Origin of the sequence: Roseateles hydrophilus, from assembly GCF_026712245.1 — a bacterium.
Lineage (GTDB): Bacteria > Pseudomonadota > Gammaproteobacteria > Burkholderiales > Burkholderiaceae_C > Pelomonas > Pelomonas hydrophilus.
Map to the genome: position 1 here is coordinate 479,487 of NZ_JAPPUY010000001.1, position 23,558 is coordinate 503,044.

The window sequence follows — 23,558 nt, forward strand, 5'->3', positions numbered from 1 at the left end:
GCCCTCTGGTTTACCCCGGCGGCGGGTAACGCTCAAGGAGACGAGCGGCATGCCCCCTCGGCCAGCCAGGCCTGCAGCTGCGGCAGCCAGTCGTCCACAGCCTGGGCGAGCGCCCGTGCGCCGCCCGGGGCATCGGGGGCTGCCGGGCGGGCCAGCTGCCAGCGCTGCTGCAATGGCGTGCCGCTGCCCTCGGGCCACAGCGTGGCCTGCACCTGCAGCAGCACCTCGCTGTGCATCGGGCTGGTGAAGCGCTGCTCGAACTCGTCCAGGTGCACGCTCAACAGCGCCGCGGGGCGGCCGGCGCAGCGCGGCACGGGCGCCAGCTGCTGGCGCAGGCGCTGCGCCAGCAGGGCGGGCGGTGGCGCGCGCCAATGGCTGTCTCGGTAGTGGGCCGGCTGCTGGGCCTGCAGGTAGTTCAGCCGGTAGACCATGGCGTCGCTGGCCAGCCAGGGCGGTGCGGTGACGTCCGCGATGCGCCAGGCCAGCGGCCCGCCGCCGGCCGAGGCAGCAGCGGGTGCCGGGCCCAGGTCGAAGGCCACGCGCGGCGGGGCCGATGGCGTGAAGGCGCAGCCGGCGGCGGTCAGCGCAAAGAGCAGGGCCGGCAGCAGCGGCCGGGCAGGGCGTTTCATCGGGCCTCCGCGGTCTGGGGCTTGGGGGCGAACCCGGGCTCGCCCGGCCCAGGCGGCGGCGTGCCGCGCCCGAACAGCAGGCTCTGCGGCTGGTCGCCTAACTGCTGCGCGGTGCGCGCCACGCTGCGGCCGGCCGCGGCGAGGTCGTTCACCAGGGGCTGGTCGCGCACCGGCGTGTCGCCCACCAGCGCCAGCTCCAGGTGGCGGCTGGTGGCCTGCACCTGCCGGGCGGCCGCATCCAGCCGGTCCAGCGTGGCGACGCGGGCCTGCAGGTCTTGCGCGAGTGCGCGGCTGCTGGCGGCCAGGTGCTCGATCTCCTGCAGCGCGGCGCTGGCGCGCGCGGCCGTGGTGTCGGCGTTGCGCAGCAGCCCCGGCAGCTCGCGTGCGGCGGGCTGCAGCGTGCTCATCAGCCGGCTCGTGTCGCCCGCGGCCTGGGCCAGTTGCGCCAGCGAGCGGTGCAGCTGGGCCTGGTTGTCGTCGCTGAGCAGCTGGTTGAGCCGTGCGGCCGTCTCGGCAAAGCCGGCCAGCAGCACCGGGCCGTTCTCGGCCAGCCGGTCCAGCAGCGTGGGCTGCAGCGCGATGCGCGCGCCGGGCGCGGCGCGTCGCAGCGGTGCCTGCACGTCGGCCTCGTCCAGGCTGATGAAGGACAGGCCCGTCACGCCCTGCAGCCCCAGTTGCGCGTGTGTCGTGGCGGACACCGGCGCGGCCGCGTCCACTGCAATGTCGACGAGGATCTGACGCGGGTCCCGCGGGTCGAAAGCGATGCGCTCCACCCAGCCCACCTCCACGCCGCGCAGCTTGACGGGCGCCTTCAGGTTCAGGCCCGGCACGCCGCTGCGCGACACGACGGTGTAGTGCGTACGCTCGGTGCGGTCGCCCTGGAACCAGGCGACGCTGGCGGCCAGGGCCAGGCCCAGCAGCAGCAGGAACAGGCCGGCGGCCAGGGCGTGGGCTTTGTTTTCCATGGTGTGTTGCAGTCAGCCGTTCATGGACTCGGGCCGAGCGCCGGGCCGCTCCCAAGCCGGCCCGTCTGGCGCTGCGGGCTGGTTGATCCGGCCAGCAGCGTCGTCCCCCCGGGGGACCGGCCAGGAGGGCCCGCGTTCAGCGGGGCCAGCCTGGGCGAGGGGCTGGCCATCCGTGCCGCCATCGTCGCTGGTGTCGTCCAGGCTGAGGCGGAAGCGCTTGACGTCTTCCTCGGCGCAGCGCTCGGCATGGCCCAGGAAGAAATTGCGCACGAAAGGGTGGGGCAGACGCGCGACCTCGGCCAGTGGCCCGCAGGCCAGGATGCGCTGCTCGGCCAGCACGGCCACGCGGTCGGCCACGGCGAACAGCGTGTCCACGTCGTGCGTCACCATGACGACGGTCAGCCCCAGCTCCTGGCGCAGCCGGCGCAGCAGCTTGACGAACTGCTTGGCGCTGTCCGGATCCAGCCCGGCGGTGGGCTCGTCCAGGAACAGCAGCTGCGGGTCCAGGATCAGCGCCCGGGCCAGCGACGCGCGCTTGACCATGCCGCCCGACAGCTCGGACGGCGCCTTGTGCGCGTCCTGCGGCCGCAGGCCCACCTGCGCCAGCTTGAGCATCACCAGTGGTCGCACCATGTCGGCCGGCACGCTCTTGAGCTCGCGCAGCGGCAGCGCGATGTTGTCGAACACGCTGAGCGCCGAGAACAGCGCGCCATGCTGGAACAGCACGCCCCAGCGGTGGCGCACGCGCTCCAGGTCCTGCACGGCGCAGCGGCCCAGCGGGTGGCCGAAGATGCGGATGCTGCCCGCCTGCGGCACCTCCAGCCCCAGCAGCAGGCGCAGCAGCGTGGTCTTGCCGGAGCCCGAGCCACCGATCAGCGCCAGCACCTCGCCGCGGTGCACCGTGAGGTTGAGGTGGCGGTGGATGACGTGGCCGGCAAAGGCCGTCGTCAGGTTGTCGACCTCGATGACGGTGTCGGCACTCACAGGCCCACGTCCGAGAAGAGCACCGCGAAGATCGCGTCCACGACGATGACCATCGTGATCGCCGTCACCACCGACTGCGTGACGCTCTGCCCCAGGCTCTCGGTGTTGGGCTTCACGCGCAGGCCGAAGTGGCAGGCCAGCAGCGCGATCAGCCCGCCGAACAGCACCGACTTGACCCAGCCCAGCCACAGGTTCACGGGCTCCACCACGCCGGGCAGCGTGTGCAGGAATTGCGCCGGGTCCAGCCGCAACTGCGCACTCGCTGCCGCCATGCCGCCCAGCAGCATCAGCGCGCTCGTCCACAGCGCCACCAGCGGCAGCGACACCGCCAGCGCCACCACCTTGGGCGCCACCAGCCGCACCGTGTGCGAGATGCCCATCACCGACAGCGCATCCAGCTCCTGCGTGACACGCATGACCCCGATCTGCGCCGTCATCGCCGAGCCCGAGCGGCCCGCCACGATGATGGCCGCCAGCAGCGGCCCCAGCTCGCGCAGCACGGCCAGGCCGAGGATGTTGACGACGAAGATGTCGGCGCCATAGGTCTTGAGCTGGCGCGAGATCAGGTAGGACAGCGTGAGGCCGACGAGGAAGCCCACCAGCGCCGTGATGGGCAGGGCCTGCGCGCCGGTGCGGTAGACGTTGGCCGAGATCTCCCGCCAGCCGATGCGCAAGGGATGGCGCAGCAGCTGGCCCGCATCCAGCAGCAGCCGCCCCACCAGCGCGAGCAGGTCGACGGCGTGGGCCGAGAGCGCCCGCAGCCCCGGCAGCGCGTTGCGCAGGCCCGGGCGCTGGCGCCGCGGCGGCGCGGCGAGCGCCTCGGGCTGCATGAACTGCGCGAACAGCGTCACATGCTCGGGCTGCCACAGCAGCCGGGCCGGCGGCTTGCCGCCCCAACCCTGCCACAGCGTCAGCGCGCCGGCCGTGTCGAGCCGGCGCAGCGCACGCAAGTCCCACAGCACGGGGCCGTCGCTGTCTCTTGCCGCGTGGGCGATGCGTTGGCGGAACTCCTCATGCCGGCCGCGCAGCGCCATCAGCGTCCAGTCACCGCGCACCTGCCATTCGCGGGTGCCGCCGGGCAGCAGCTGCGGCTCGGCATCCATGGCCCCCGCCGGCCCGTCGACGGACGGGTCGGGTCGTTCCAGCGGAGCGACATCGTGCATGGCTGCAACGATAGCGCGTCGCGCGCTCAGTGCGGCGGTGGGGTCAGGTGTTGCAGCGCCTGGGCCACCGCGGCTGCAGCGGGCCGCTGGTCGACGTCAGCGGCGAGGCAGTCGGCCGCCCAGGCCGCCAGCGTGTCGCGCACGGCGCCGTGCTCGCCGCAGCAGGCCGCCAGTTCCTCCAGCAGGCAGCCCAGGGCGCGCACGTCCAGCGCCTTCAGCCGCTGCGCCTGGGCGGGCGGCACGCTGGCCAGGAAGGACGCCGCGCCGAAGTCGCCCAGCCGGCCCTCGCCCATGCCGTCATGCAGCATGTTGTGGGCGTAGAAGTCGCCATGCGTCAGGCCGCGGGCATGCAGGTGCGCCAGCGCGTCGGCCATGCCGGCGGCCAGCCGCAGTGCGGCCGCCGGTGTGAAACGCAGCGCGGTGTCGTAGACATCCCGCGTGCAGGAGGCCAGGCTCGGCGGCGCGGCCAGCGTGCGGAAGACCGGCGGGATGAGCGGCATCAGCAGGCCGTCTGCGCCTTGCGGGTGTTCGCTCAGACGGGCCAGCGCCGGGATGAGCTGCGGGTGCGCGCCGGCCTGCAGGCAGGCCGCCAGTTCGGTGGCGGGCAGGCCGTCGCTGGTGACCGCGCCCTTGAACACCTTGAGCGCCACGGCCTGGCCGTCTGGTTGTAGTGCGCGGTGAATGTGGCCCGATGCCCCCTCGCCCAGCAGGGCCTGCAGCTGCAGCGCTGGCCAGCGCACCCGGGGCAGGGCCGCGTCATCGCGGGCCTGCTGCTCGGCGGCGGCGCTGAAGGGGTTGCCGCCATGTGCCAGCCAGGCCAGGCGAGGCAGCGTGAGCAGCGCGTCGGGCAGGGACTCCAGCCGGTTGGCGGAGATGCGCAGCAACGCCAGCTGCGCGCAGGCCGCGAGGCTGGCGGGCAGGTGCGTCAGCCGGTTGCCGGCCAGCATCAGCTTCTGCAGCCGCGGCCGCTGGCCCAGCGCCTCGGGCAGCGCGGCGATGCGGTTGTCGGTCAGCGTCAGCCAGCGCAGGCGCGCGGGCAGTGCGGCGGCTGGCACCTCGGTGATCTGGTTGGCCTTGAAGCCCACCATCTCCAGCTGCTCGCAGCGGCCCAGCGCTTCGGGCAGCCGCGTGAAGCGGTTGTCAGAGCAGAACAGCACGCGCAGCCGGTGCAGGCGGTGCAGGTCGTCTGGCAGGTCTTGCAGCGCATTGCCGGAGAGGTCCAACACCTCCAGCGAGTCGGCCAGCGAGAAGACCTCGCGGGGCAGTTCGCGCAGGCCGGCGCGCAGGGTCAGCCGTTGTGCGCCGTTCAGGGCGCCGGCGCGCAGCTGGTCGAGGGAGTCCATGGCACGGCGGCGCGGATGTGGCCCGCGCCCGTCAAAAAGTCGTGCACTCTAGCCGTTGCGGTGCCCGCGGTGCGGCTGCGCTGCAAGAAGCCCATTAGCATGCGTGCATAGCTAGGAGGTGCACCGTGCAACTGAACGAACTTCTTGCGACCGATGCCTGGATTCCGTCCTTGCCCGAAGCGGTGCAGCAGATCCTCGCTGAACTGCAGCGCGACGAGCCGGATCTGCGGCGCGTCAACGAGCTGATGTCCTGCGAGGTCGGGCTGACCGTGCGCATCCTGCGGCTGGTGAACTCGGCGCGGTACAGCGCGGGTGGCGGGGTGGCTACCGTGGAGGCTGCCACTGCGCTGCTGGGCCTGCGCGCCACGCGCCAGCTGGTGCAGGCGGCGGCGGTGGGCGGCGCGTTCAAGGGCGTGCCCGGCGTGGACCTGGCCGAGTTCTGGCGACACAGCCTGGACGTCGCCAAGATCGCGCAGTCCCTGGCAGCCGAGTTCAAGCTCGACACCGGTGCCGCGTTCACGGCAGGCTTGTTGCACGGCGTGGGCGACCTCATCCTCAAGATGGCGATGCCCGAGCGCCCCTGCCTGCAACCGGCGTTTCCGAGCGACGACAGGCGCTACGAGGCCGAGTTGGCAGATCTGGGTTACGCCTATCCGGAGGTGGGCTCGGCGTTTGCGTCCCGCTGGCACTTCCCGGCCGAGATCGTCGAAGCGCTGCGCTATCAATGCGATCCCACCGGGGGCAAGGACGTCGGCTTCTCCAGCCTGCTCTACCTGTCGAGCTGGAGCGCGCGTGCGCATGAACTGGACATCGACGGCGATGCGATGCTGGACACCTTCCCGCATGAGGCTGCCCAGGCCGTGGGCCTGACCGATCCGCAGCGCCTGTGCGACGGCCAGATCATTGCCTGGACGCCGATTGACGAGGCGCGCGACTTCTCCTGACGGGGCCGGCGTCAGGCCTTCTTCACGAACTCCGACTTCAGGCCCATGGCGCCGACGCCGTCGATCTTGCAGTCGATGTCGTGATCGCCGTCGGTCAGGCGGATGTTCTTGACCTTGGTGCCGACCTTCACCACCAGCGACGAGCCCTTGACCTTCAGGTCCTTGATGACGGTGACGGTGTCGCCGTCCCGCAGCACGTTGCCGACGGCGTCCTTGATGACGCGCACTTCCTCGGCCACGGGCGCGGCGGCCTGCGCCGACCACTCATGCCCGCAGGACGGGCACACCAGCATCGCGCCGTCCTCGTAGGTGTAGTCGGCTTGGCACTGGGGGCAGACGGGCAGGGTGCTCATGGCGGCTTTCAGACGTGCGGCTAAAGAAAAAGCCCCACAGGCTTTCGCATGTGAGGCTTTGATTTGGCTCCCCGACCTGGGCTCGAACCAGGGACCTACGGATTAACAGTCCGGCGCTCTACCGACTGAGCTATCGAGGAAAAGTTCTATGTAGGCATGACAAGCGGTTGCGTCATGCGTCTTGTCGTCTTTCGACGGATTTCTGTGGCTCCCCGACCTGGGCTCGAACCAGGGACCTACGGATTAACAGTCCGGCGCTCTACCGACTGAGCTATCGAGGAACAGAGCCCATGACTATAGCAGGAATTTTTTCAGTTTCAGAGCTTGATCTCCAAACTTGCTCGGAAAGTTCGTGGCGCGAGCGGGTAGAGGTAGCTGTGGTCGAACTGCCACGGGGCTTCGCGCCAGGCGCGGCGGTTGGTCAGGTTGTCGACGGCGGCGCGCCAGATCCAGGTCTGATTGCCCTGCAGCTGCGTGTAGCGCAGGCCGGCATCGGCGACCGTCCAGGCCGGCACGGTGATGCCGTTGGCGGGCGTCGCGAAGCGCTGGCCTTCGTGCTGCAGTCCCAGGTGCGCCTGCAGGCCGGGCAGCAGGTCCTGGCGCAGCTGGGCCTTGAGCGTGGTTTGCGGCACGTTGGGCGGCACCAGGCCGTTGAGGCTGGCCTCGAGGCTGTGCTCGCGGCGCGCGCGCAGGCGGGTGGCGCTGGCGAACACGCCGCCGCCTTGCCACTTCAGGTCGGCGCTGGCTTCGACGCCGCGGTGCCGCGCGGCGCCGTCGGAGCGGCGCTCGCAGCTCAGTGCGACGTCGCAGCTGCCGATGTCGCGCCACAGCGGGCGGCGGATGTCGAACACGGTCAGTGCGCCCTCGACGCGCTGCGTGCCGGTCTTCAGGCCCAGCTCGGTCTGGCGGCTCTTGAGCGCGGGCAGGGCCTGGCCGGGCTTGACGTAGCGGCTGCGGTTGGGGACGACCTCGCTCTCCACGCCCTCGCCCCAGCTGGCATAGACCAGCCAGTCGGCCGCGATGGCGTGGCTGAGCGCGACCCACGGCGTCGTGACGCTCTGCGCGTAGTCGGTCGCGCGTGAGCCGTCGGTGCGCACGCTCTCGCGCTGCAGCCGTGTGTGGCGCAGGCCCAGCCAGGCCGTGGTGTCGGCCGTCAGTGCCACGCGGTCTCGCACGTAGAACTCGGTGCTGCGCTCGTCGCGGTTGGTGTTTTCGCTGGTCAGCTCGGGCTTGGGTGCGGTCACCACGGCGCCGCCGATGTTGCCCACGCCGGTGAAGTTGTAGGCCTGACGCTGGAAGCGGCTCTTGAACTGGCTGGTCAGCCCGCCCAGGGTCAGGTCATGCCGCAGGCCGGCCAGCTGCAGCGGGCCGCTGGCGGAGATGTCCAGCGCGCTCGTGTCGCGCCGCTCGTTCTCGCTGCGGTAGTCGTAGAGGTCGAAGCGGCCGTCGGGGCCGAAGCGGTCACAGTAGAAGGCGCCGGCAAAGTCGCTGGTTTCATTGCAGTCCAGGCCGAACGCGAAGGCATTGCGGTCGTCGCTGCGCAGACGCTGCAGGCCGGCGTGCACGCGCGCCTGCCAGCCCTGGCCGAGCTTGTGTTGCACGCGCAGCGACGCGTGCGTGTTGCTGAAGACAACCGGCAGTGTCCACGGCTGGTTGTTGAGGTTGAGCTCGGGGTCGATGCGGCCGGCGTCGGGCAGCGTGTTGCCCAGCAGGCTGAAGCCATCCTGGCTGGGCTGGCTTTGGCGGTTGAGCTCGATCTCGGCTTCCACCAGCGTGTCGGCGCTGACGCGCCAGTCGGTGGCCAGCGCCGCGGTGTGCGAGCGTCCCTGGCCGTTGCGCAGTTGCGGGTCCAGGCGTGCGGCGGCGAGGTTCAGTCGCAGGCCGAACTCGCGGCTGGCACCGGCGCGTTGCGAGTGGTCCAGGCTGGCTTCCACGGTGCCGCCCTGGATCGCGCCGAGCATCAGCACGGTGGCGTCCTCCGCCAGCGGGCGCTTGACTGCCAGGTTGACCAGGCCGGCCGGCGAGCTGGTGCCGGCCTGCATGCCCGAGCTGCCCTTGAGCACCTCGACGGCGGCCTTGTTGGCCAGCGACAGCGCGGTCTCGCCGTTGATGGGCAGGCCGTCGCGGCGCAGGTTGAAGCGGTTGTCCAGGTCGAAACCGCGCACCTTGAGCTGCGACCAGTAGCCCACGGCGTTGTAGGCGTCGGACACCGAGGCGTCGAGCTTGGTGATGCCGGCCAGCTGGCGGATGCCCAGGTCTTCCAGGCGTTCGGCCGACAGGCTCAGCGCCTGCATGGGCAGCCGCGCCGGCGGCGTGTCGAAGCCGGCGAGCGTGGGGGCGGCTTCGGTGGCGCGGCCGCTGACGCTGACTGTGGGCAGCGTCTGGGCCAGGGCAAGTTGCGAGCTCAGCAGCGCGGCAGCGGCGGCGAGACGGGAGAATGTTGGTTGTGCCATCGGGATGCAAAAAGCGATGGCAGGTCGGCAAACCCGGTAGACGGCCGCGCCTCCTGGAGACGGAGAACGGAGGAGGACCGTAGTTCGGCTGCTTCCCTGCGCGAGGATTACCTCGAGCCCCCGTTTCCGGAGGGCCCTGAAGCGCGTTGCCGCGCTTCCAGTCAGGTTCAAAGGGACTGTCTCAGTCGGCCGAAGCCAACACCCCTAGCGAGAGCCGCGCCTGGGGTTTCCTCCAGCCGCAGCGGGCCACAGTTTAAACGGCCCGCCACTACGATGCCTCGCAATGACAAGAGACAGGGAGGGGAGCGTGGCGTCGGCTCCCGGTCTACAAGACATCGACGCCTGGCTGGACCGCGGCATGGCGCTGCAGGTGAACCCCTGGCTGGACACGCTGCGCGACAGCGCCGACGTGTCGGCACAGCTGGTCGCGGCGCGTGCGCTGCGCCACCTGGGGGACGACCGCGGCGGTGATGCGCTGGCGCTGCGCATCGGGCGTCGCCACCCGACCCATGCGGCAGCCCAGACCGGGCTGCTGCGCGTCGTGCTTGGCAACCGTGGTGCCTACGCGTACTGGCGCGCGGCCGAGGCCGGGCCGGTGCCGGCAGCGGCCACGCCCGCCGTGCGTGCCGAGCGCCTGTCGCTGCACGGGCTGTGGCTGGCTGACCTGCGCGACAGCAGCGCGGCGCTGGCGGCACATCGCGAGGCCTTGGCGCTGGACGCGGGTGACCCCTGGCTCTGGGTGGAGCACAGCTACATGCTGGCGCGGCTGGACCGACCGGAGGCCGCGCTGGACGCCGGCCGCGAGGCGCTGCGCCTGCGCCCCGGCTACCGCACGGCGCTGCAGCAGGTGGCGCAGCTGCTGTGGCAGATGCAGCGGCGCGACGAGGCCTTTGCACTGCTGCAGACCGCGCTGGCCGAGACCGGCAACGGCAGCGTGGCCTGGCAGTTGCACGGCATGGCGGCCGACGAGCAGCGACACGCCGAGGCGCTGGCGCTGCTGGACGCCGTGGCACGCGGCATGCCGCGTGCCGGGTCGCGCTGGGCCGGGCTGATCGCCGCGCGCCGCGCCGATGCGCTGCTGCACCTCGGGCGCCTGCCCGAGGCGCGCGAGCAGGCCCTGCAGGTGCCGGGCACTGGCTTCTACCCGCAGCTGGCGCAGCGCCTGGCCGCGCCCGACGCGCAGCCGCACCGGGTGCTGCTGCAGGTGCCCATGGTGAGGCAGCACTGGATGACCTGCGCGCCCGCCACGCTGACCGCGCTGGCCAACTTCTGGGGCCGAGAGGCCAACCATCTCGAGGTGGCCCAGGCCATCTGCTACGACGGCACGCCGGCCGCGTCGGAGCGGGCCTGGGCCGTCGAGCAGGGCTTCATCGCGCGCGAGTTCAAGCTGAACTGGGACAGCGCCTGCGCCCTGCTGGACGCCGGCTTGCCGTTCTCGCTGGCCACCCAGTCGGTGGGCAGCGGCCACCTGCAGGCGGTCGTGGGCTATGACCGCCTGCGCCGCACGCTGCTGATCCGCGATCCCAGCCTGCCGATGCATGCCGAGTACGAGGCCGAGCAGCTGCTCGATGCCCAGCAGGCCAGCGGCCCGCGGGCCATGTTGCTGCTGCCGCCCGAAGCCCTGCCGCGCCTGGCCGGCATCGCGCTGGCCGAAGCCGAAGCCTGGGACGAGGCCCATGCGGTGCAGGCCGCGCTGCAGGTGCATGACCGCGAGGCGGCGCTGCAGGCACTGGCCCGCCTGCAAACCGTTGATGCCGTCGGCGACTGCCTGCTGCGCGCGCAGCGCTCTCTGGCGATCTACGACGGCGACGAGCCGCGCATCCTGCAGGCCACCGAGGCCTTGCTGGCGCGCTATCCGGACGATGCAGGACTGCAGCTGAGCCGGCTGACCAGCTTGTCCGAGGTGCGGGGCCAGGCCGCTGCGCAGGCGCATCTGCAGGCTCTGGTGGCGCAGGGGCGGCCCGACACGCTGACGCTGTGCCGCTGGGCGGCGCAGCTGGCGCAGGATTCGCGCTGCCTGCCGCAAGCGCTGGCGGTGGTGCGCCAAGCGCTGCGCCGCGACGGCTGCAGCGCGCGGGCCTGGAGCGAGCTGGCCGACCGGCTCTGGCAGCAGGACGGCGCGGGGGCGGCCCTGCAGCCGCTGCGCTGGGCCAGCACGCTGCAGCCAACGCAGGAATGGGCCGCCAGCGCCTACGCCCGCGGCTGCCGCGTCGCTGGCGATGCCGCGCAGGGCCTGGCCTGGCTGCGAGAGCGTGTGGCCGTGTGGGGCGAGCGCGCCAGCGGCCCGGCCATCACGCTCGCCGAGGAGCTCGACACGCTGCAGGCCGGCCACGAAGCCGACGCGGTGCTGGACGCCGCGCTGCGGCAGCGCCCCGACGACACCGCGCTGCGCCTGCACCTGGCCGAGCGGCGCCTGCGCCAGCACCGGCTCGACGAGGTGGCCACCCTGCTCGACGGCTGCGTGCAGGCCCATGCGCCGGCCTTGCTGCGTGTGCGCGCGCTGCTGCTGGAGGCGCGCGGCGAATTCGAGGCGGCGCTGTCGGCCGTGCGCGAGGCCGTCGCGCTGGAGCCGCTGCAGCTGGCCCACCACCGGCTGCTGCTGCGGCTGCTGCGGCGGCTGCGCGGCCACGAGCAGGCCCTGGCCGAATGGCGCCCGCTGACGGACGCCCACCCGGCGCACGTGGGCCTGCAGCGCCTGCTCTACGACGCCTTGCCCGACCAGCCCGACGCCATCAACGCGCAGCTGGCGCGCATGCATGCCCATCACCCGGGCCTGGCCTGGCTGCAGCGGGAGCGCGCCGTGCAGGCCTCGCGCCAGCAGCGGCTGGACGAGGCGGTGGCCCTGGCCGAGGCGGCCGCCGCGCTGGCGCCGGAGCTGGCGGTCAGCCACAGCGTGCTGGCCTATTGCCACCTGCGGCGCGACGGCTATGCCGCGGCCTTGCCGCACCTGCACGCCTGCCTGCGCCGGGATGTGGAGTTCGACATCGCCATGGAGCGGCTGCTGGCCGCGCCCGCCCCGCAGCAGGCCCGCGAGGCGGCGGATTTCCTCGCGGCCGAGTTGCGCCGCCAGCCCCTGCTGGGCGACGGCCTGCTGAGCTTCCAGCGCGAGGCCGGCGTGGGCTGGTCAGCCGAGGAGATGCTTGCGCTGCTGGAGGCGCTGTCGGCCCAATGGCCGGGCCTGTGGCAGGCGCCCGTCGCGGTGGCGCGGCAACTGCAGCAGCTGCAGCGCACCGATGCCGCGCTGGTGCTGCTGGGGCAGGCCTGCGAGCGCTTCCCACAGCTGCCGCGTGTGCACCTGGAGCATGCGCTCGCGTTGCAGCAGGCGCATCGCCCCGCAGAGGCCAAGGCCGCCTGTGCGGCGGCGCTGGCGCTGTCGCCCGGCTGGAACCAGGCCGTGCGTCTGCAGGTGGACCTGCTGGGCGACCATGGCCGTGACTGGGCCGCCGCGTGCACGGTGCTGGAGCAGGCCCTGAGCGACGCCTCGGGCTGGGACGACGCCGACCTGATCGCGCTGCTGGGCTGGGTGCGCGAGCAGATGGGCCAGGACGACGAGGCACTGGCGCTGGCGCGTCGATCGCTGCTGCAGAGCCCGCGTGTCAGCTGGGTGTGGGCGCTGGCCCGCCGCGTCTGCGAGCGGCGCGAGCGGCTCGCCGACTTCGACGCGCTGATCGCCGAGGTCGTGCGCAGCCGGCCGGGCGATGCCGATGCCTGGGCGGTGCAGGCCACGCGGGGACGCGACGACGAGGAGGCCCTGCAGGCCGCCGCGCGGGCGCTGGCGCTGGAGCCGCGTGCCGAGGCAGTCTGGGAGGCCCGTTTCGAGCGCCTGCTGCGGCTGGGGCGGCTGGATGACATCGAGGCCGCGCTGGGCGAGCTGCCGTGGCCGGCACCTGCGCCGCTGTCGCTGCGCCTGTGGGAGGCGCGCCTGCCCTGGGAGCGCGGTGACCACGCCCAGGCGCTGACCCGGATTGCCGCCCTGCGCGAGGAGGCGCCGCGCGACGAGGACCTGTGCGTGCAGCAGGCTGACTGGCTGGACAGCCGTGACGACCATGCCGGCTACCTGCGCGCCGCGCAGGAGCTGCTGGTGATCGCGCCGCTGTCGGCACGCTCGCATGCCTATGTCGGCCATGCGCTCGTCAAGAGCGAGCGCTGGCAGGAGGCGCTCGCGCCGCTGCAGCAGGCGCTGAGCCTGTCGCCCGGCTATGCCTTCGCGGCGCGCCAGCTGGTGCAGGCGGCGCGGGAGGCGGGCGCGCCGGCACAGGCCGAGCCGGCGCTGCAGACGCTGTGGCCTCACCGCCCGACGGTGGCCACGGCGTGCGACGGCATCGAGCTGGCCGCACGTGCCGGCAACCTGGCCCATGCGCGCGTCTGGCTGGAGCGCCTGTTCGCGCAGCAGGAGTTCGAGATCGAACGCTGCGGCGAAGCGCTGGCGGCCTGCCACGAGGCCGGTTGGGGTGCCGAGCTGCGCGCGCTGCAACGGCCTCATGTGGCTGGTGGCGGCGGGCCGGTCGGCGTGGCGCTGGACTGGCTGGTGCGGCAGGAGCAGCGCAGCTTCTGGTGGGCCTTGCAGCAAGGGTGGCGCTGGCAAGCGCGTGCGCAGGGGCCGCACCTGCTGCGGGCGCTGCTGCGCTGGCTGAAGGACACGGACTCGCGCTTTTGCGTGCGTGCGCTGATCTGGCGCTTCGAGCCCGCGCTGCGGGCCGACGACGATGCCTGGGGCGAGGCCAGCTATGTGCTGGCGTCGATGGAGGCGCATGGGGCGGTGGCGCACTGGCTGCGCGACTGGCGTCAGCGCGAGCGGCCGCCGCTGTACGCCATCGGCAACCTGGCGGGGTCGCTGGGCGTGCTGCGGCGCTGGGACGCGCTGGCCGAGGTGGTGGCCGCCGGCCTGGCGCGCTCGCCGTACAACGAGGACCTGCGCCTGTGGGAGCTGGTGCTGCTGGCGCGCGAGCCGGCGCCGGAAGGCCTGGCCGCCGCGTTGAAGCGCTGCCATGAGTGGCAACCCGACAGCTGGATGGCGGCGCCGCTGGCGACGTTGCGCGCCTACCTCGCGCTGGCCCAGGGCCGCGACAGCATGGCCGCGTTGCGCCAGGCGGCCCGGGCCGGTGGCCCCAGCCAGGCCGAGGCCGTGCACCGGGAGCTGAAGCGGCTGGCGCTGGTGCGCCATGCGTCGGGCCTGCCGCGCTGGGTCGGCACCCTGTTGGCCTGAGTGAGCCTGAAGCTCGCCCGCCCGCCCGTCAGTCGACGGCGGGCGTGACGCCCAGCCGCTCGTGCAGCTTGGGGCTGGTGGTGGTGTATTGCAGGTGGATGGGCTGCCCCGGGAACACGCGCTCGGCCGCCGCGAAGGCGGCCAGCGTGGCCTCGTGGAAGCCGCACAGCAGCAGTTTGCGCTTGCCGGGGTAGGTGTTGATGTCGCCCACCGCATGGATGCCGGGCTCGGAAGTCTCGAAGCGCGCGGTGTCCACGGTCAGCAGCTTGCGTTCCATGGCCAGCCCCCAGTCGGCGATGGGCCCCAGGCGCGGGCTCAGGCCCAGCCGGGCCAGCAACTGCGTCGCGGGCAGGGCCTGGGTGTGGCCGTCGGCGTCGAGCACGTCCAGGCCGGCGAGCCGGTCGCCCTGCAGGTGCAGTGCCAACGGCTGGCCGGCGATGACGCGCACGCGGCCCTGCTCGCGCAGCGCCGCCAGCCGCGCCAGCAGCGCGGCCGGTGCCTTAAAGGCGTCACGGCGATGCAGCAGCGTGACGGGGCGTGCTTCGGCCATGTCAACGGCAGCCTGCACGGCCGGCTCCTCGCCGCCCAGGATGAGCAGCGGCTCGCCGGGCGCGTCGGGCAGGGTGTCGGTGCTGTAGTGCAGCTGCCGCCCCTCCAGCGCGTCAGCGCCTTCCAGCCGAAGCCTGCGCGGCTGAAAGGCCCCCACGCCGGCGGCGATGAACACCGTCTTGGCCAGGAACACCTGGCCGGCCGAGGTCTCGGCGCGCAGCCGGCCATCGGGCTCGCGGCGCAGCGCACACACCTCCTGGCCCAGGTGCAGGCCGGGCGCGAAGGGGCGGATCTGCTGTTGCAGCCGCTCCACCAGCTCGCGCCCGCTGCACACCGGCAGGCCGGGCACGTCGTAGATGGGCTTGTCGGCGTACAGCTCGGCGCACTGACCGCCGACATGCGGCAGCGCGTCCACCACCTGGGCCGAGATGCCCAGCAGCCCCAGCTCGAACACCTGGAACAGCCCCACCGGGCCGGCGCCGATGATGAGGGCGTCGGTGTCGGTCACGGGGCGGGTGTCGTCGGCGGCGGCCATGCCGGGGCGTGGACGCCGGGCGTCAGCGGATCAGTTCGGCCAGCTTGCCCGTCTTGTCCTTCCACTCGTCGGCATCGGGCAGGGCGGGCTTGCGCTTGGTGATGCTGGGCCAGTTCTTGGCCAGGTCGGCGTTGAGCTTGATCATGTGGACCTGATCTCCCGGCACATCCTCCTCCGGCATGATCGCGTTGACCGGGCACTCGGGGATGCAGACGGCGCAGTCGATGCATTCGTCCGGGTCGATGGTCAGGAAGTTCGGGCCTTCGCGGAAGCAGTCGACCGGGCAGACGTCGACGCAGTCGGTGTATTTGCAGCGGATGCAGGCTTCGGTGACGACGTGGGTCATGAGCGGCTCAGAGGGGTAAGTGTTTCGGGCGAAACGTCGATTTTATTGGACGCCGGCAGGGCGCCGGTGCCGACGATGAGAACGGCGGGGCGGCCGCCGTGCAGGGCGGCTGCGTCGGCGAGGTCGCGCAGCCGGTGTTCGCTGCTCAAGGCGTCGGCGCAGCCGGCCCGGCTGACCACCAGCGCAGGCGTGTCGGCCGGCCAGCCGGCGGCCTGCAGCTTGGGGCCCAACGTGTCGAGCTGGCGGCCCGCCATGTAGAAGACCTCGGTGTCAGCCGACAGCGCCGCGCGCAGCTCGCCCTCGGCCGTCATGGCGGTGGTGAGGCTGACATTGCGGCCGCGGCCGCGGCGGGTCAGCGGGCGCTGCGTCAGCGCGGCTGCGGCCGAGGCGGCGGTGACGCCGGGGATGACTTCGCTGGCGATGCCGGCCGTGGCCAGCGCCTGCAGTTCTTCTTCCAGGCGGCCGAAGACGCTGGCGTCGCCGCCCTTGAGGCGCACGACGACAGCGTGCTCGCGGGCGGCCTGCACCAGCACCGCATTGATCTCGGCCTGCTTGGCCGAGTGCTCGAAGCCGCGCTTGCCGACATCGATCCAGCTCGCGTGGGGGGCGAGATCCTGCAGTGCCGGATCGGCCAGTGCGTCAGCCAGCACGATGTCGGCAGTGGCCAGCGCACGAGCGCCGCGCACCGTGATGAGGTCCGCCGCGCCGGGGCCGGCACTGACGAAGATCACCCGGCCCGTCGCGGCGCTCACGGCCGTCACCAGTCTTCTTCGGCGGCCGCCGCCGGCTGCACGTCCACGAGCAGCGCGCCGCTGGTTCGGTGGCTGGCCGGGTCGACGACGATCAGCGCGCCGCCGACGCGGTTGTCCACGAAGGGCTCGACGGGCAGCTCGTGCTGCACTTCCATCTGCACGCGGCCGATGGTGTTGACGGGCAGCTCGTGCGCGTCCTGCGGCGTCAACGTGTGGATGTCCAGCACGGAGTCGATCGCCGAGATGCGCGCCTGCACCCAGCGGTTGCCGTGGCGCACCCAGTACTTGCGGCCGGGCTTTGCGGCTTCGGTGTCCAGCCAGGCCAGCGTGGCCGGGAAGGTCTTGGTCTGCGTGGCCGAGCCGGGCGTGACGATCCAGTCGCCGCGGCTCACGTCCAGTTGGCGGTCCAGCACCAGGCCGGCGGAGTCACCGGCTTCGGCGCTGGCGACGGTCTCGCCGGCCAGCCGCACTTCGGCGACGACGGCGGTCTGCTTGGACGGCAGCACCTCGATGGTGTCGCCCGCCTTCACGGCGCCGTGGGCGATACGGCCCCACAGCACGCGCGGCTGAACGCCGGTGCCATTGGACTGGTAGGCGTCCTTCTGCACGTACTGCACGGGCAGGGACAGCGGCGCGTCGGCGCGCTCGCTCAGCGTGGGCAGGCGCTCCAGCACCTGCAGCAGGCTCTCGCCGTTCCACCAGGGCGCGTCCAGCGGCTGGGTCACGTTGTCGCCGCGCAGCGCGCTGACGGGCACCGTGGCCGCCACGTTCAGGCCGGCGGCGGCAGCGAATTTGTCCAGCGCGGCCTTGACCTTGGCGAAGCCGGCGCCCGGGTCGTCCAATGCATCGATCTTGTTGACGGCGAACACGATGCTGGGCACGCGCAGCAGCTGGGCCAGCAGCGAGTGGCGGCGCGTCTGCGGCAGCAGCGGCACGTCGTCCTGCGTCAGGTCGAGCTTGGTGATGTCTACCAGCACGACGGCGGCGTCGCTGCCGGCCGCGGCCGTGACCATGTTGCGCGTGTACTGCTCATGGCCGGGCGCGTCGGCAATGATGAACTTGCGCGTCTTGGTGGCGAAGTAGCGGTAGGCCACGTCGATGGTGATGCCTTGCTCGCGCTCGGCTTCCAGGCCGTCGGTCAGCAGGCTCAGGTCGATGGGCCGGCCGGCGGCGCGGCGCTCGAGTGTGTCGAGCTGGTCGGCCAGGATGGCCTGGCCGTCGAACAGCAGGCGGCCGATCAGTGTGGACTTGCCGTCGTCGACGGAGCCCGCGGTGAGGAATCGCAAGGCCTTCATCAGAAATACCCTTCCTTCTTGCGCTTCTCCATGGAAGCTTCACTCGTGCGGTCGTCCATGCGCGTGGCGCCGCGTTCGCTGACGGTGACGGTCAGCGTCTCGGCCACGACCTCGCTCGCATTTGCGGCGGGGCTCTCGACCGGGCAGGTGCAGGTCATGTCGCCCACGGTGCGGAAGCGCACCTGGACGGTCTCGACGGTCTCGCCGGCCTCGGGCGGCGTCACGTCGGTCAGCGGCACCAGCAGGCCCTTGCGGCGGATGACCTGGCGTTCGTGCGCGTAGTACATCGGCGGCAGCGGGATGTTCTCGCGGGCGATGTAGAGCCACACGTCCAGCTCGGTCCAGTTGCTGATGGGGAAGCAGCGGAAGTGCTCGCCCGGGCGGATGCGCGTGTTGAACAGCGTCCACAGCTCGGGGCGCTGCTCCTTGGGCTGCCATTGGCCGAAGCTGTCGCGGTGGCTGAAGATGCGCTCCTTGGCGCGCGCCTTCTCCTCGTCGCGGCGGGCGCCGCCGATGAGCGCGTCGAACTTGTGCTCCTCGATGGTCTCCAGCAGCGTCACCGTCTGGTGGCCGTTGCGGCTTTCCAGCGGGTGGGCGAGGCGGATGGTGCCCTTGGCCATGCTGTCTTCGAGGTGGCCGACGATCAGGCGCTCACCCATGTCGGCGACGCGCTGGTCACGGAAGGTGATGACCTCGGGGAAGTTGTGCCCCGTGTCGATGTGCACCATCGGGAAGGGCAGCTGGCCCGAGTAGCCGCTCGGATGCGCGGCGTTCTTCATCTTGAAGGCCTTCTCGGCCAGGCGCAGAACGACGCAGCTGTCCTTGCCGCCGGAGAACAGCAGGGCGGGGCGCTCGAAGCTCGCAGCCACCTCGCGCAGGATGAAGATGGCCTCTTCTTCCAGCGCATCCAGGTGCGCGTGGTCGACGTCGGCAATGAGTTGTTCGGGTTTCACAGCAGCATTCATGATTTGGCGTGCAGGCCGCATTCCTTGGATGAGTCTTCCCACCACCAGCGGCCGGCGCGGAAGTCCTCGCCGACGGCGATGGCGCGCGTGCAGGGCGCGCAGCCGATGCTGGGCATGAACTGGTCATGCAGCGGGTTGTAGGGGACGGCGTACTTCTCGACGTAGGCCCAGACCTCGGCCCAGGTCCAGTCGGCGATGGGGCTGATCTTGCGGCGGTTGTTGCCGTCGTCTTCATCGAAGGCGACATCGCCGCGTGCGCCCGACTGCTCACGGCGCAGCCCGGTGATCCAGGCCGTGCGGCCCTTCAGCATGCGTCCCAGCGGCTCCATCTTGCGCACGCCGCAGCAGGCCTTGCGCAGCTCGATGCTCTTGTACATCGCGTCGTCGCCCTCGCGGGTGACGAACTGGATGACGGCCTCGGCGACAGGCGTGAACACTTCGACGTCGAAGCCGTACCGGCTCTTGATCTGCGGTAGCAGGCCCAGCGTCTCGGCATGCAGCTTGCCGGTGTCCAGCGTGGAGATGTGCACGCTGAGGCCGGCGCGGGCGATCAGGTCGGTGATGACCATGTCTTCCACGCCCAGGCTGCTGCTCTGCACGAGGCCGTCGCCATGCGTGGCGCAGGCGTCGCGCAGGTGCTTCTGCGCAGCTTCGATCTTGGCGTCGAGTGCTGGCGTCCACTTGGCGTAGAGGCCTATGGCGTTGCCCGCCGCGGGCGCGGCGGCCCAGGGCAGGGTGCTGACGTCGCTCACGCCGCGCTCCGCTGGAACCACGGGCGCGTCTCGGCCACGTCGCCCTGGTAGAAGCCGACCGGCGCGAACAGGTCCAGCGCCTTCTGCGCCGCGGCCTGCGATTGGTCGCCACGCATGATGACTTCGTCAAAGCCGGTGCGGGCCAGCAGCTGCATCATGTCCACCAGCACTTCGCCGCGGGCGCGGATGGCGCCTTGGAACTTGAAGCGGCTGCGCAGGATGCGGGCCTGGCTGTAGGCGCGGCCGTCGGTCCACTTCGGGAACTCCAGCACCACCAGCGCGATGCGGCCGAGGTCGGGCTGCAGCTGCGTGATGTCGGCATCGTTCGGGAACTCGATGGCGACCGGCACGTCGTGCGGCCAGTGGGCGCGCACGGCATGCCATTGCTCCAGGCTCAGCAGTCGGTGGGGCGCCGGATCGGGATCGGGCTTGGGGCCGTCTTCGCCGACGGCGTGCTGCCAGGGGCAGGTGGAGGCGTTGATGAACTTCATGCTTTTGCAGTCGAAACACGCACGGCGTTGGCCGCAGTCTTGAACGGGTCGAGCCCCAGGCGCTTCACCGCGTCGATGAAGTGTTCACCGGCCAAACGTTCGCGCTTGAAGGTCTCGATGACGGCGTCGATGGCATCGGCAATCTCGTCGGCCGCGAAGCTCGGGCCGATGACCTTGCCGGCCACCGTCCCGCCGGCCAGCGTCGAGCCGTCGCCGCCGCCCAGCGTCAGCTGGTACCACTCGGTGCCGTCCTTGTCGACGCCGAGGATGCCGATGTGGCCGCTGTGGTGGTGGCCGCAGCTGTTGATGCAGCCGCTGATGTGCAGGTCGATCTCGCCGAGGTCTTCGAGCTCGTCGATGTCCTGGTAACGCTCGGCGATCTCGGCGGCCAGCGGCAGCGAGCGGGCGTTGGCCAGCGCGCAGAAGTCGCCGCCGGGGCAGGCGATCTGGTCGGTCAGCAGGCGGGCGTTGGGCGTCGCGAAGCCGGCGGCGCGGGCGGCCTGGAACAGCGCGGGCAGGTCGCTGGCCTTGACCCAGGGCAGCACCAGGTTCTGGCGGTGCGACACGCGCAGCTCGCCGTGGCTGAACTGCTCGGCCAGCGCGGCCGCCGTGTCCATCACGTCGGCGCTGGTGTCGCCCGGGGCGATGCCCACGCGCTTGAGGCTCAGCGTGACGGCGCGGTAGCCGGCCACGCGGTGGCCCTGCACGTTGCGGTCCAGCCAGCGCTTGAAGGCCGGGTCGCTGGTGTCCAGTGTCGGCTCGGCGGTGGCGACGACGCCGGCCGGGTCGACGAAGCAGGCGGCCACGCGGTCCAGCTCGGCCTGCGGAATGATGTGCTCGTGGCCGCCGCTGTCGTCGGCCAGGATGCGCGCGTACTCGGCGTTCACCGCGTCGAAGAACTTCTGCCCCTCGGCCTTGACGAGGATCTTGATGCGGGCCTTGTAGAGGTTGTCGCGGCGGCCGGCCAGGTTGTAGCAGCGCACGATGGCCTCGATGTAGACGAGGATGTGCTGCCACGGCACGAAGGCGTTGATCTCCACGCCCGGGATGGGCGTGCGGCCCATGCCGCCGCCGACGAAGACCTGGAAGCCGACCTCGCCGGCCGCGTTCTTCTTCAGCTGCAGGCCGATGTCATGCCAGCCGATGGCGGCGCGGTCTTCGGCAGCGCCCGAGACGGCGATCTTGAACTTGCGCGGCAGGTGCGCGAACTCGGGGTGCAGCGTGCTCCACTGGCGCAGCACTTCGGCATAGGGGCGGGCATCAACGATTTCGTCCTGGGCGATGCCCACCAGCGCATCGCTGGTGATGTTGCGGATGCAGTTGCCGCTGGTCTGGATGCCGTGCATGTCGACCTCGGCCAGCAGGTCCATCACGTCGGCGCTCTTGTCCAGCGGAATCCAGTTGTATTGCAGGTTCTGGCGCGTCGTGAAGTGGCCGTAGCCGCCCTGGCCGGCAAACGGGCCGTCGGGCTGGCGGTCGTACTCGCGGGCGATGCGCGCCAGCTGGCGCAGCTGGCGGCTGCTCAGCTCGCCGTAGGGCACGGCCACGCGCAGCATGGGCGCATGGCGCTGGATGTACCAGCCGTTTTGCAGGCGCAGCGCGCGGAAATCGTCGCCGCTGAGTTGGCCGGCGAAGTGGCGCTCCAGCTGGTCGCGGTATTGCGCGGCGCGGGCGCGGACGAAGCGGCGGTCGAAGTCGGTGTACTGATACATGGAGTCAGAGATTCACGCCAGGGAACGGTAGATGTTGAAGGCGCTGACCAACACGATGGTGCTGCCCACCAGCGCCAGCAGCGCTTTGGTGTGCAGGCGCTTGGTCAGCAGCGCGGCAATCGGGGCGGCGAACAGGCCGCCCAGCACCAGGCCGGCCACGGTCACCCAGGGATTTTCGTCGCCAATCAGCAGCGCGAACACGCCGGCGCTGATGAAGGTCAGGAAGAACTCGGCGAGGTTGACGGAGCCGATGGTGGTGCGCGGGTCATGGCCCGTGCCCACCAGCGTGGTGGTGACCACCGGGCCCCAGCCGCCGCCGCCCACGGCGTCCACGAAGCCGCCGAACAGGCCCAGTTTGGCCACGTGGCGCGGCTCGCCGCCGCGCGGGCGGATCTTGCGAAAGATCTTGCTGATCACGTACAGCCCCATCAGCAGCAGGTAGGCCGACACGAAGGGCTTGATGACCGAGCCATCGATGCTGGACAGTACCCATGCCCCCGATGCCGCGCCCAGCATGCCCGGCACCAGCAGGCGCAGGAACAGGTTGCGGTTGACGTTGCCCAGCTTCAGGTGCGCCAGGCCGGACACGCCGGTGGTGAACACCTCGGCGATGTGCACCGAGGCGCTGGCCACCGCCGGGCTGCTGCCGGTGGCCAGCAGGAAGGAGGTGCTGGTGATGCCGTAGGCCATGCCCAGCGCGCCGTCCACGGTCTGGGCCAGCAGGCCCACGGCGACGGCGGCCCAGAACTCGGTGCTGGACAGCGCGTTGGCCACCAGTTGCAGGCCGCCCACGCTGCCGGCCGGCTGCGTGAACAGCCGCGAGGCCAGCGCGATGGACAGCGCCATCAGCAGGCCGACGACCGACCACATCGCCACCCGCAGCACCGGGTGGCCCGGGTCGTTGGCATGGGTGACGGCGTTCTCCAGCGGCGGCAGGCCCAGTTCGGCATGCTCGGCGTTGATGGGGTTGTTGCTGAGGTCGAGGTCGCGGACTTTCATCGAGGCCGCGACTCTAGGCAAGCTTGCTCAGCAGGCGAACGACATTCTTCTTGGGGCTATATGCCCAGGCTGAATAAGCAAGCTCAGTTCGTGGCCAGCAGCTTCAGTGCGGCGACCTGCTCGGCGATGCGCGGCGGCACCGGCTCGGTGCCCGTGAGCATCGCGCGGATCAGCGCGGCGTTGGTGGCGGGCGCGCAGGCGGCCGACAGCGGCCAGTCGAGGTCGGTCGTGTCGGCCGGGTGCAGCGGCGCGCTGGCGCCGTCCTGGAAGCCGATCAGGTGCGCCTTGCGGCGCAGGTGGGCGTAGGCCTCGCCCTCGCTGGCGCGCATCAGCAGCGCGCGGCCGCCATCGGCAGTCAGCGCGGGCAGCGTGGCGGCCATGCTGTCCAGGTACTCGGGGTGCGTGACGGCGGCCACCCGCACGCCGCGGCCGGTGGGGAAGGGGTCCAGCAGCTTGGCCAGGCTGTGCGCGCTGTTGCGCAGGCCCAGGCGCGGGCGCAAGGCCATCAAATTGTTCAAGCCAGGGTTGAGCAGCTGCAAAGGCAGCACGGCCAGTCGCTCGGCGGCCAGGCGGGCTTCGGCATGGCCGAGCGAGGGGCTGGGGGGCAGGTCCAGCGCGTCCAGCAGTTCGAAGGGGCTGACGCGGCTGTCGAAATCATGCCGGCCGAAGATCAACACCGGCACGCCCTCGCGCGCCAGCAGCAGCGCCACCAGCGGCATCAGGTTGGCCTGCTTGCGTGCGCCGTTGAAGCTGGGTAGCAGCACGGTGCGCGGGCCCGGGGGTGCTGTCATCGCAGCGGTGCGGGCCTGCTGCGCCGCCAGGAAGCCCGCCAGCTCGTCGGCGCTCTCGCCTTTCACGCGCATCGCGATGAGGATGGCGCCCAGTTCCAGCTCGGGCACGCGGCCGTCCAGCATCGCGCCGAACAGCTGCTCGGCCTGGTCTCGGGTCAGGTCGCGTGCGCCGCGCGAGCCGCGGCCGATTTCCTTGATCAACGGGGCGTAGTCCATGGCCTGGAGTGTAGGAAGGCCCCAGGGCCGGGGTTATGCGTGCCGGCGCGTCGCTGCCGTGCGACAAGCGCTCCCGTGGCGTTTGCGCCGCATCAAGTGCGCACGCCGTTCATTC

Annotated in this window: 18 protein-coding genes, 2 tRNA genes and 1 pseudogene; 2 read left to right on the forward strand and 19 right to left on the reverse strand. The window is 71.5% G+C overall.

The window, feature by feature from the left end; all coding sequences use genetic code 11:
- Positions 1-32: 32 nt before the first annotated feature.
- From NYO99_RS02155 to NYO99_RS02175, 5 genes and pseudogenes are all read right to left on the reverse strand, one after another.
- Entirely contained in the window at positions 33-629 is a 597-nt protein-coding gene (locus NYO99_RS02155) for an ABC-type transport auxiliary lipoprotein family protein (protein WP_268165456.1), read from the reverse strand.
- A complete protein-coding gene (locus tag NYO99_RS02160; protein ID WP_268165457.1) occupies positions 626-1,594 on the reverse strand; it encodes an MlaD family protein in 969 nt (322 codons plus the stop codon). Before NYO99_RS02160 ends, NYO99_RS02155 begins: the two co-directional genes overlap by 4 nt.
- Before the next feature lie 219 nt (positions 1,595-1,813).
- A pseudogene (locus NYO99_RS02165) lies at positions 1,814-2,578 on the reverse strand (ABC transporter ATP-binding protein); the annotation flags it as partial.
- Positions 2,575-3,741: an MlaE family ABC transporter permease gene (locus NYO99_RS02170; RefSeq protein WP_268165459.1), complete on the reverse strand. Its 1,167-nt coding sequence runs from the start codon at positions 3,739-3,741 to the stop codon at positions 2,575-2,577. The gene NYO99_RS02170 and the pseudogene NYO99_RS02165, both read right to left, overlap by 4 nt.
- A 26-nt stretch (positions 3,742-3,767) precedes the next feature.
- Positions 3,768-5,084 carry a leucine-rich repeat-containing protein kinase family protein gene (locus NYO99_RS02175; protein ID WP_268165460.1) on the reverse strand — a complete coding sequence of 439 codons (1,317 nt, stop codon included), beginning with the start codon at positions 5,082-5,084 and terminating at the stop codon, positions 3,768-3,770.
- A gap of 125 nt (positions 5,085-5,209) precedes the next feature.
- Between NYO99_RS02175 and NYO99_RS02180 the strand changes: the two genes are divergently transcribed.
- Positions 5,210-6,028: an HDOD domain-containing protein gene (locus NYO99_RS02180; protein ID WP_268165461.1), complete on the forward strand. Its 819-nt coding sequence runs from the start codon at positions 5,210-5,212 to the stop codon at positions 6,026-6,028.
- Between the two features lie 11 nt (positions 6,029-6,039).
- On the opposite strand, the gene NYO99_RS02185 is transcribed toward NYO99_RS02180, so the two are convergent.
- The 4 genes from NYO99_RS02185 to NYO99_RS02200 form a co-directional block, all read right to left on the reverse strand.
- On the reverse strand, positions 6,040-6,381 hold the full coding sequence (locus NYO99_RS02185; protein ID WP_268165462.1) for a zinc ribbon domain-containing protein YjdM: 342 nt from the start codon (positions 6,379-6,381) through the stop codon (positions 6,040-6,042).
- A gap of 64 nt (positions 6,382-6,445) precedes the next feature.
- Positions 6,446-6,521: transfer RNA gene (locus NYO99_RS02190), tRNA-Asn, on the reverse strand.
- A gap of 65 nt (positions 6,522-6,586) precedes the next feature.
- A tRNA-Asn gene (locus NYO99_RS02195) sits at positions 6,587-6,662 on the reverse strand.
- Positions 6,663-6,698: 36 nt separating this feature from the next.
- Positions 6,699-8,834, reverse strand: coding sequence for a TonB-dependent siderophore receptor (locus NYO99_RS02200; RefSeq protein WP_268165463.1), 2,136 nt, complete (start codon positions 8,832-8,834; stop codon positions 6,699-6,701).
- Between the two features lie 307 nt (positions 8,835-9,141).
- On the opposite strand from NYO99_RS02200, the gene NYO99_RS02205 reads away from it, so the two are divergent.
- Positions 9,142-14,040 (forward strand): C39 family peptidase, encoded by a 4,899-nt coding sequence (locus tag NYO99_RS02205; protein WP_268165464.1) that lies wholly within the window; start codon positions 9,142-9,144, stop codon positions 14,038-14,040.
- Between the two features lie 28 nt (positions 14,041-14,068).
- Here the strand turns inward: NYO99_RS02205 and NYO99_RS02210 are convergent, their stop codons facing one another.
- The 10 genes from NYO99_RS02210 to ybiB all read right to left on the reverse strand — a co-directional run bounded on the left by NYO99_RS02210 (position 14,069) and on the right by ybiB (position 23,443).
- Positions 14,069-15,124 (reverse strand): NAD(P)/FAD-dependent oxidoreductase, encoded by a 1,056-nt coding sequence (locus NYO99_RS02210; protein ID WP_268165465.1) that lies wholly within the window; start codon positions 15,122-15,124, stop codon positions 14,069-14,071.
- 22 nt (positions 15,125-15,146) lie between these two features.
- Positions 15,147-15,470, reverse strand: coding sequence for a ferredoxin FdxA (gene fdxA / locus NYO99_RS02215; RefSeq protein ID WP_268165466.1), 324 nt, complete (start codon positions 15,468-15,470; stop codon positions 15,147-15,149).
- Entirely contained in the window at positions 15,467-16,222 is a 756-nt protein-coding gene (cobA, locus tag NYO99_RS02220; RefSeq protein ID WP_268165467.1) for a uroporphyrinogen-III C-methyltransferase, read from the reverse strand. The genes fdxA and cobA overlap by 4 nt, the downstream gene beginning before the upstream one ends.
- Before the next feature lie 5 nt (positions 16,223-16,227).
- Positions 16,228-17,517 carry a sulfate adenylyltransferase subunit 1 gene (locus tag NYO99_RS02225; RefSeq protein ID WP_268165468.1) on the reverse strand — a complete coding sequence of 430 codons (1,290 nt, stop codon included), beginning with the start codon at positions 17,515-17,517 and terminating at the stop codon, positions 16,228-16,230.
- A complete protein-coding gene (gene cysD, locus NYO99_RS02230; RefSeq protein WP_268165469.1) occupies positions 17,517-18,482 on the reverse strand; it encodes a sulfate adenylyltransferase subunit CysD in 966 nt (321 codons plus the stop codon). Before cysD ends, NYO99_RS02225 begins: the two co-directional genes overlap by 1 nt.
- The gene (locus NYO99_RS02235) at positions 18,479-19,234 is read right to left on the reverse strand and encodes a phosphoadenylyl-sulfate reductase (protein ID WP_268165470.1); all 756 of its coding nucleotides are present in this window, start codon (positions 19,232-19,234) and stop codon (positions 18,479-18,481) included. The genes cysD and NYO99_RS02235 overlap by 4 nt, the downstream gene beginning before the upstream one ends.
- On the reverse strand, positions 19,231-19,725 hold the full coding sequence (locus tag NYO99_RS02240; protein WP_268165471.1) for a DUF934 domain-containing protein: 495 nt from the start codon (positions 19,723-19,725) through the stop codon (positions 19,231-19,233). Before NYO99_RS02240 ends, NYO99_RS02235 begins: the two co-directional genes overlap by 4 nt.
- The gene (locus NYO99_RS02245) at positions 19,722-21,437 is read right to left on the reverse strand and encodes a nitrite/sulfite reductase (protein WP_268165472.1); all 1,716 of its coding nucleotides are present in this window, start codon (positions 21,435-21,437) and stop codon (positions 19,722-19,724) included. Before NYO99_RS02245 ends, NYO99_RS02240 begins: the two co-directional genes overlap by 4 nt.
- Before the next feature lie 12 nt (positions 21,438-21,449).
- Entirely contained in the window at positions 21,450-22,436 is a 987-nt protein-coding gene (locus tag NYO99_RS02250) for a sulfite exporter TauE/SafE family protein (protein WP_268165473.1), read from the reverse strand.
- An 83-nt stretch (positions 22,437-22,519) separates the two neighbouring features.
- Positions 22,520-23,443, reverse strand: a complete 924-nt coding sequence (ybiB, locus tag NYO99_RS02255) for a DNA-binding protein YbiB (protein ID WP_268165474.1) — start codon at positions 23,441-23,443, stop codon at positions 22,520-22,522.
- Positions 23,444-23,558 lie beyond the last annotated feature (115 nt).

What these genes read in the sequence shown, in the direction of transcription:
- NYO99_RS02155 (WP_268165456.1), bottom strand. Translation starts at nt 629, where the DNA reads ATGAAACGCCCTGCCCGGCCGCTGCTGCCGGCCCTGCTCTTTGCGCTG.
- NYO99_RS02160 (WP_268165457.1), bottom strand. Translation starts at nt 1,594, where the DNA reads ATGGAAAACAAAGCCCACGCCCTGGCCGCCGGCCTGTTCCTGCTGCTG.
- NYO99_RS02170 (WP_268165459.1), bottom strand. Translation starts at nt 3,741, where the DNA reads ATGCACGATGTCGCTCCGCTGGAACGACCCGACCCGTCCGTCGACGGG.
- NYO99_RS02175 (WP_268165460.1), bottom strand. Translation starts at nt 5,084, where the DNA reads ATGGACTCCCTCGACCAGCTGCGCGCCGGCGCCCTGAACGGCGCACAA.
- NYO99_RS02185 (WP_268165462.1), bottom strand. Translation starts at nt 6,381, where the DNA reads ATGAGCACCCTGCCCGTCTGCCCCCAGTGCCAAGCCGACTACACCTAC.
- NYO99_RS02200 (WP_268165463.1), bottom strand. Translation starts at nt 8,834, where the DNA reads ATGGCACAACCAACATTCTCCCGTCTCGCCGCCGCTGCCGCGCTGCTG.
- NYO99_RS02210 (WP_268165465.1), bottom strand. Translation starts at nt 15,124, where the DNA reads ATGGCCGCCGCCGACGACACCCGCCCCGTGACCGACACCGACGCCCTC.
- fdxA (WP_268165466.1), bottom strand. Translation starts at nt 15,470, where the DNA reads ATGACCCACGTCGTCACCGAAGCCTGCATCCGCTGCAAATACACCGAC.
- NYO99_RS02225 (WP_268165468.1), bottom strand. Translation starts at nt 17,517, where the DNA reads ATGAAGGCCTTGCGATTCCTCACCGCGGGCTCCGTCGACGACGGCAAG.
- cysD (WP_268165469.1), bottom strand. Translation starts at nt 18,482, where the DNA reads ATGAATGCTGCTGTGAAACCCGAACAACTCATTGCCGACGTCGACCAC.
- NYO99_RS02240 (WP_268165471.1), bottom strand. Translation starts at nt 19,725, where the DNA reads ATGAAGTTCATCAACGCCTCCACCTGCCCCTGGCAGCACGCCGTCGGC.
- NYO99_RS02245 (WP_268165472.1), bottom strand. Translation starts at nt 21,437, where the DNA reads ATGTATCAGTACACCGACTTCGACCGCCGCTTCGTCCGCGCCCGCGCC.
- NYO99_RS02250 (WP_268165473.1), bottom strand. Translation starts at nt 22,436, where the DNA reads ATGAAAGTCCGCGACCTCGACCTCAGCAACAACCCCATCAACGCCGAG.
- ybiB (WP_268165474.1), bottom strand. Translation starts at nt 23,443, where the DNA reads ATGGACTACGCCCCGTTGATCAAGGAAATCGGCCGCGGCTCGCGCGGC.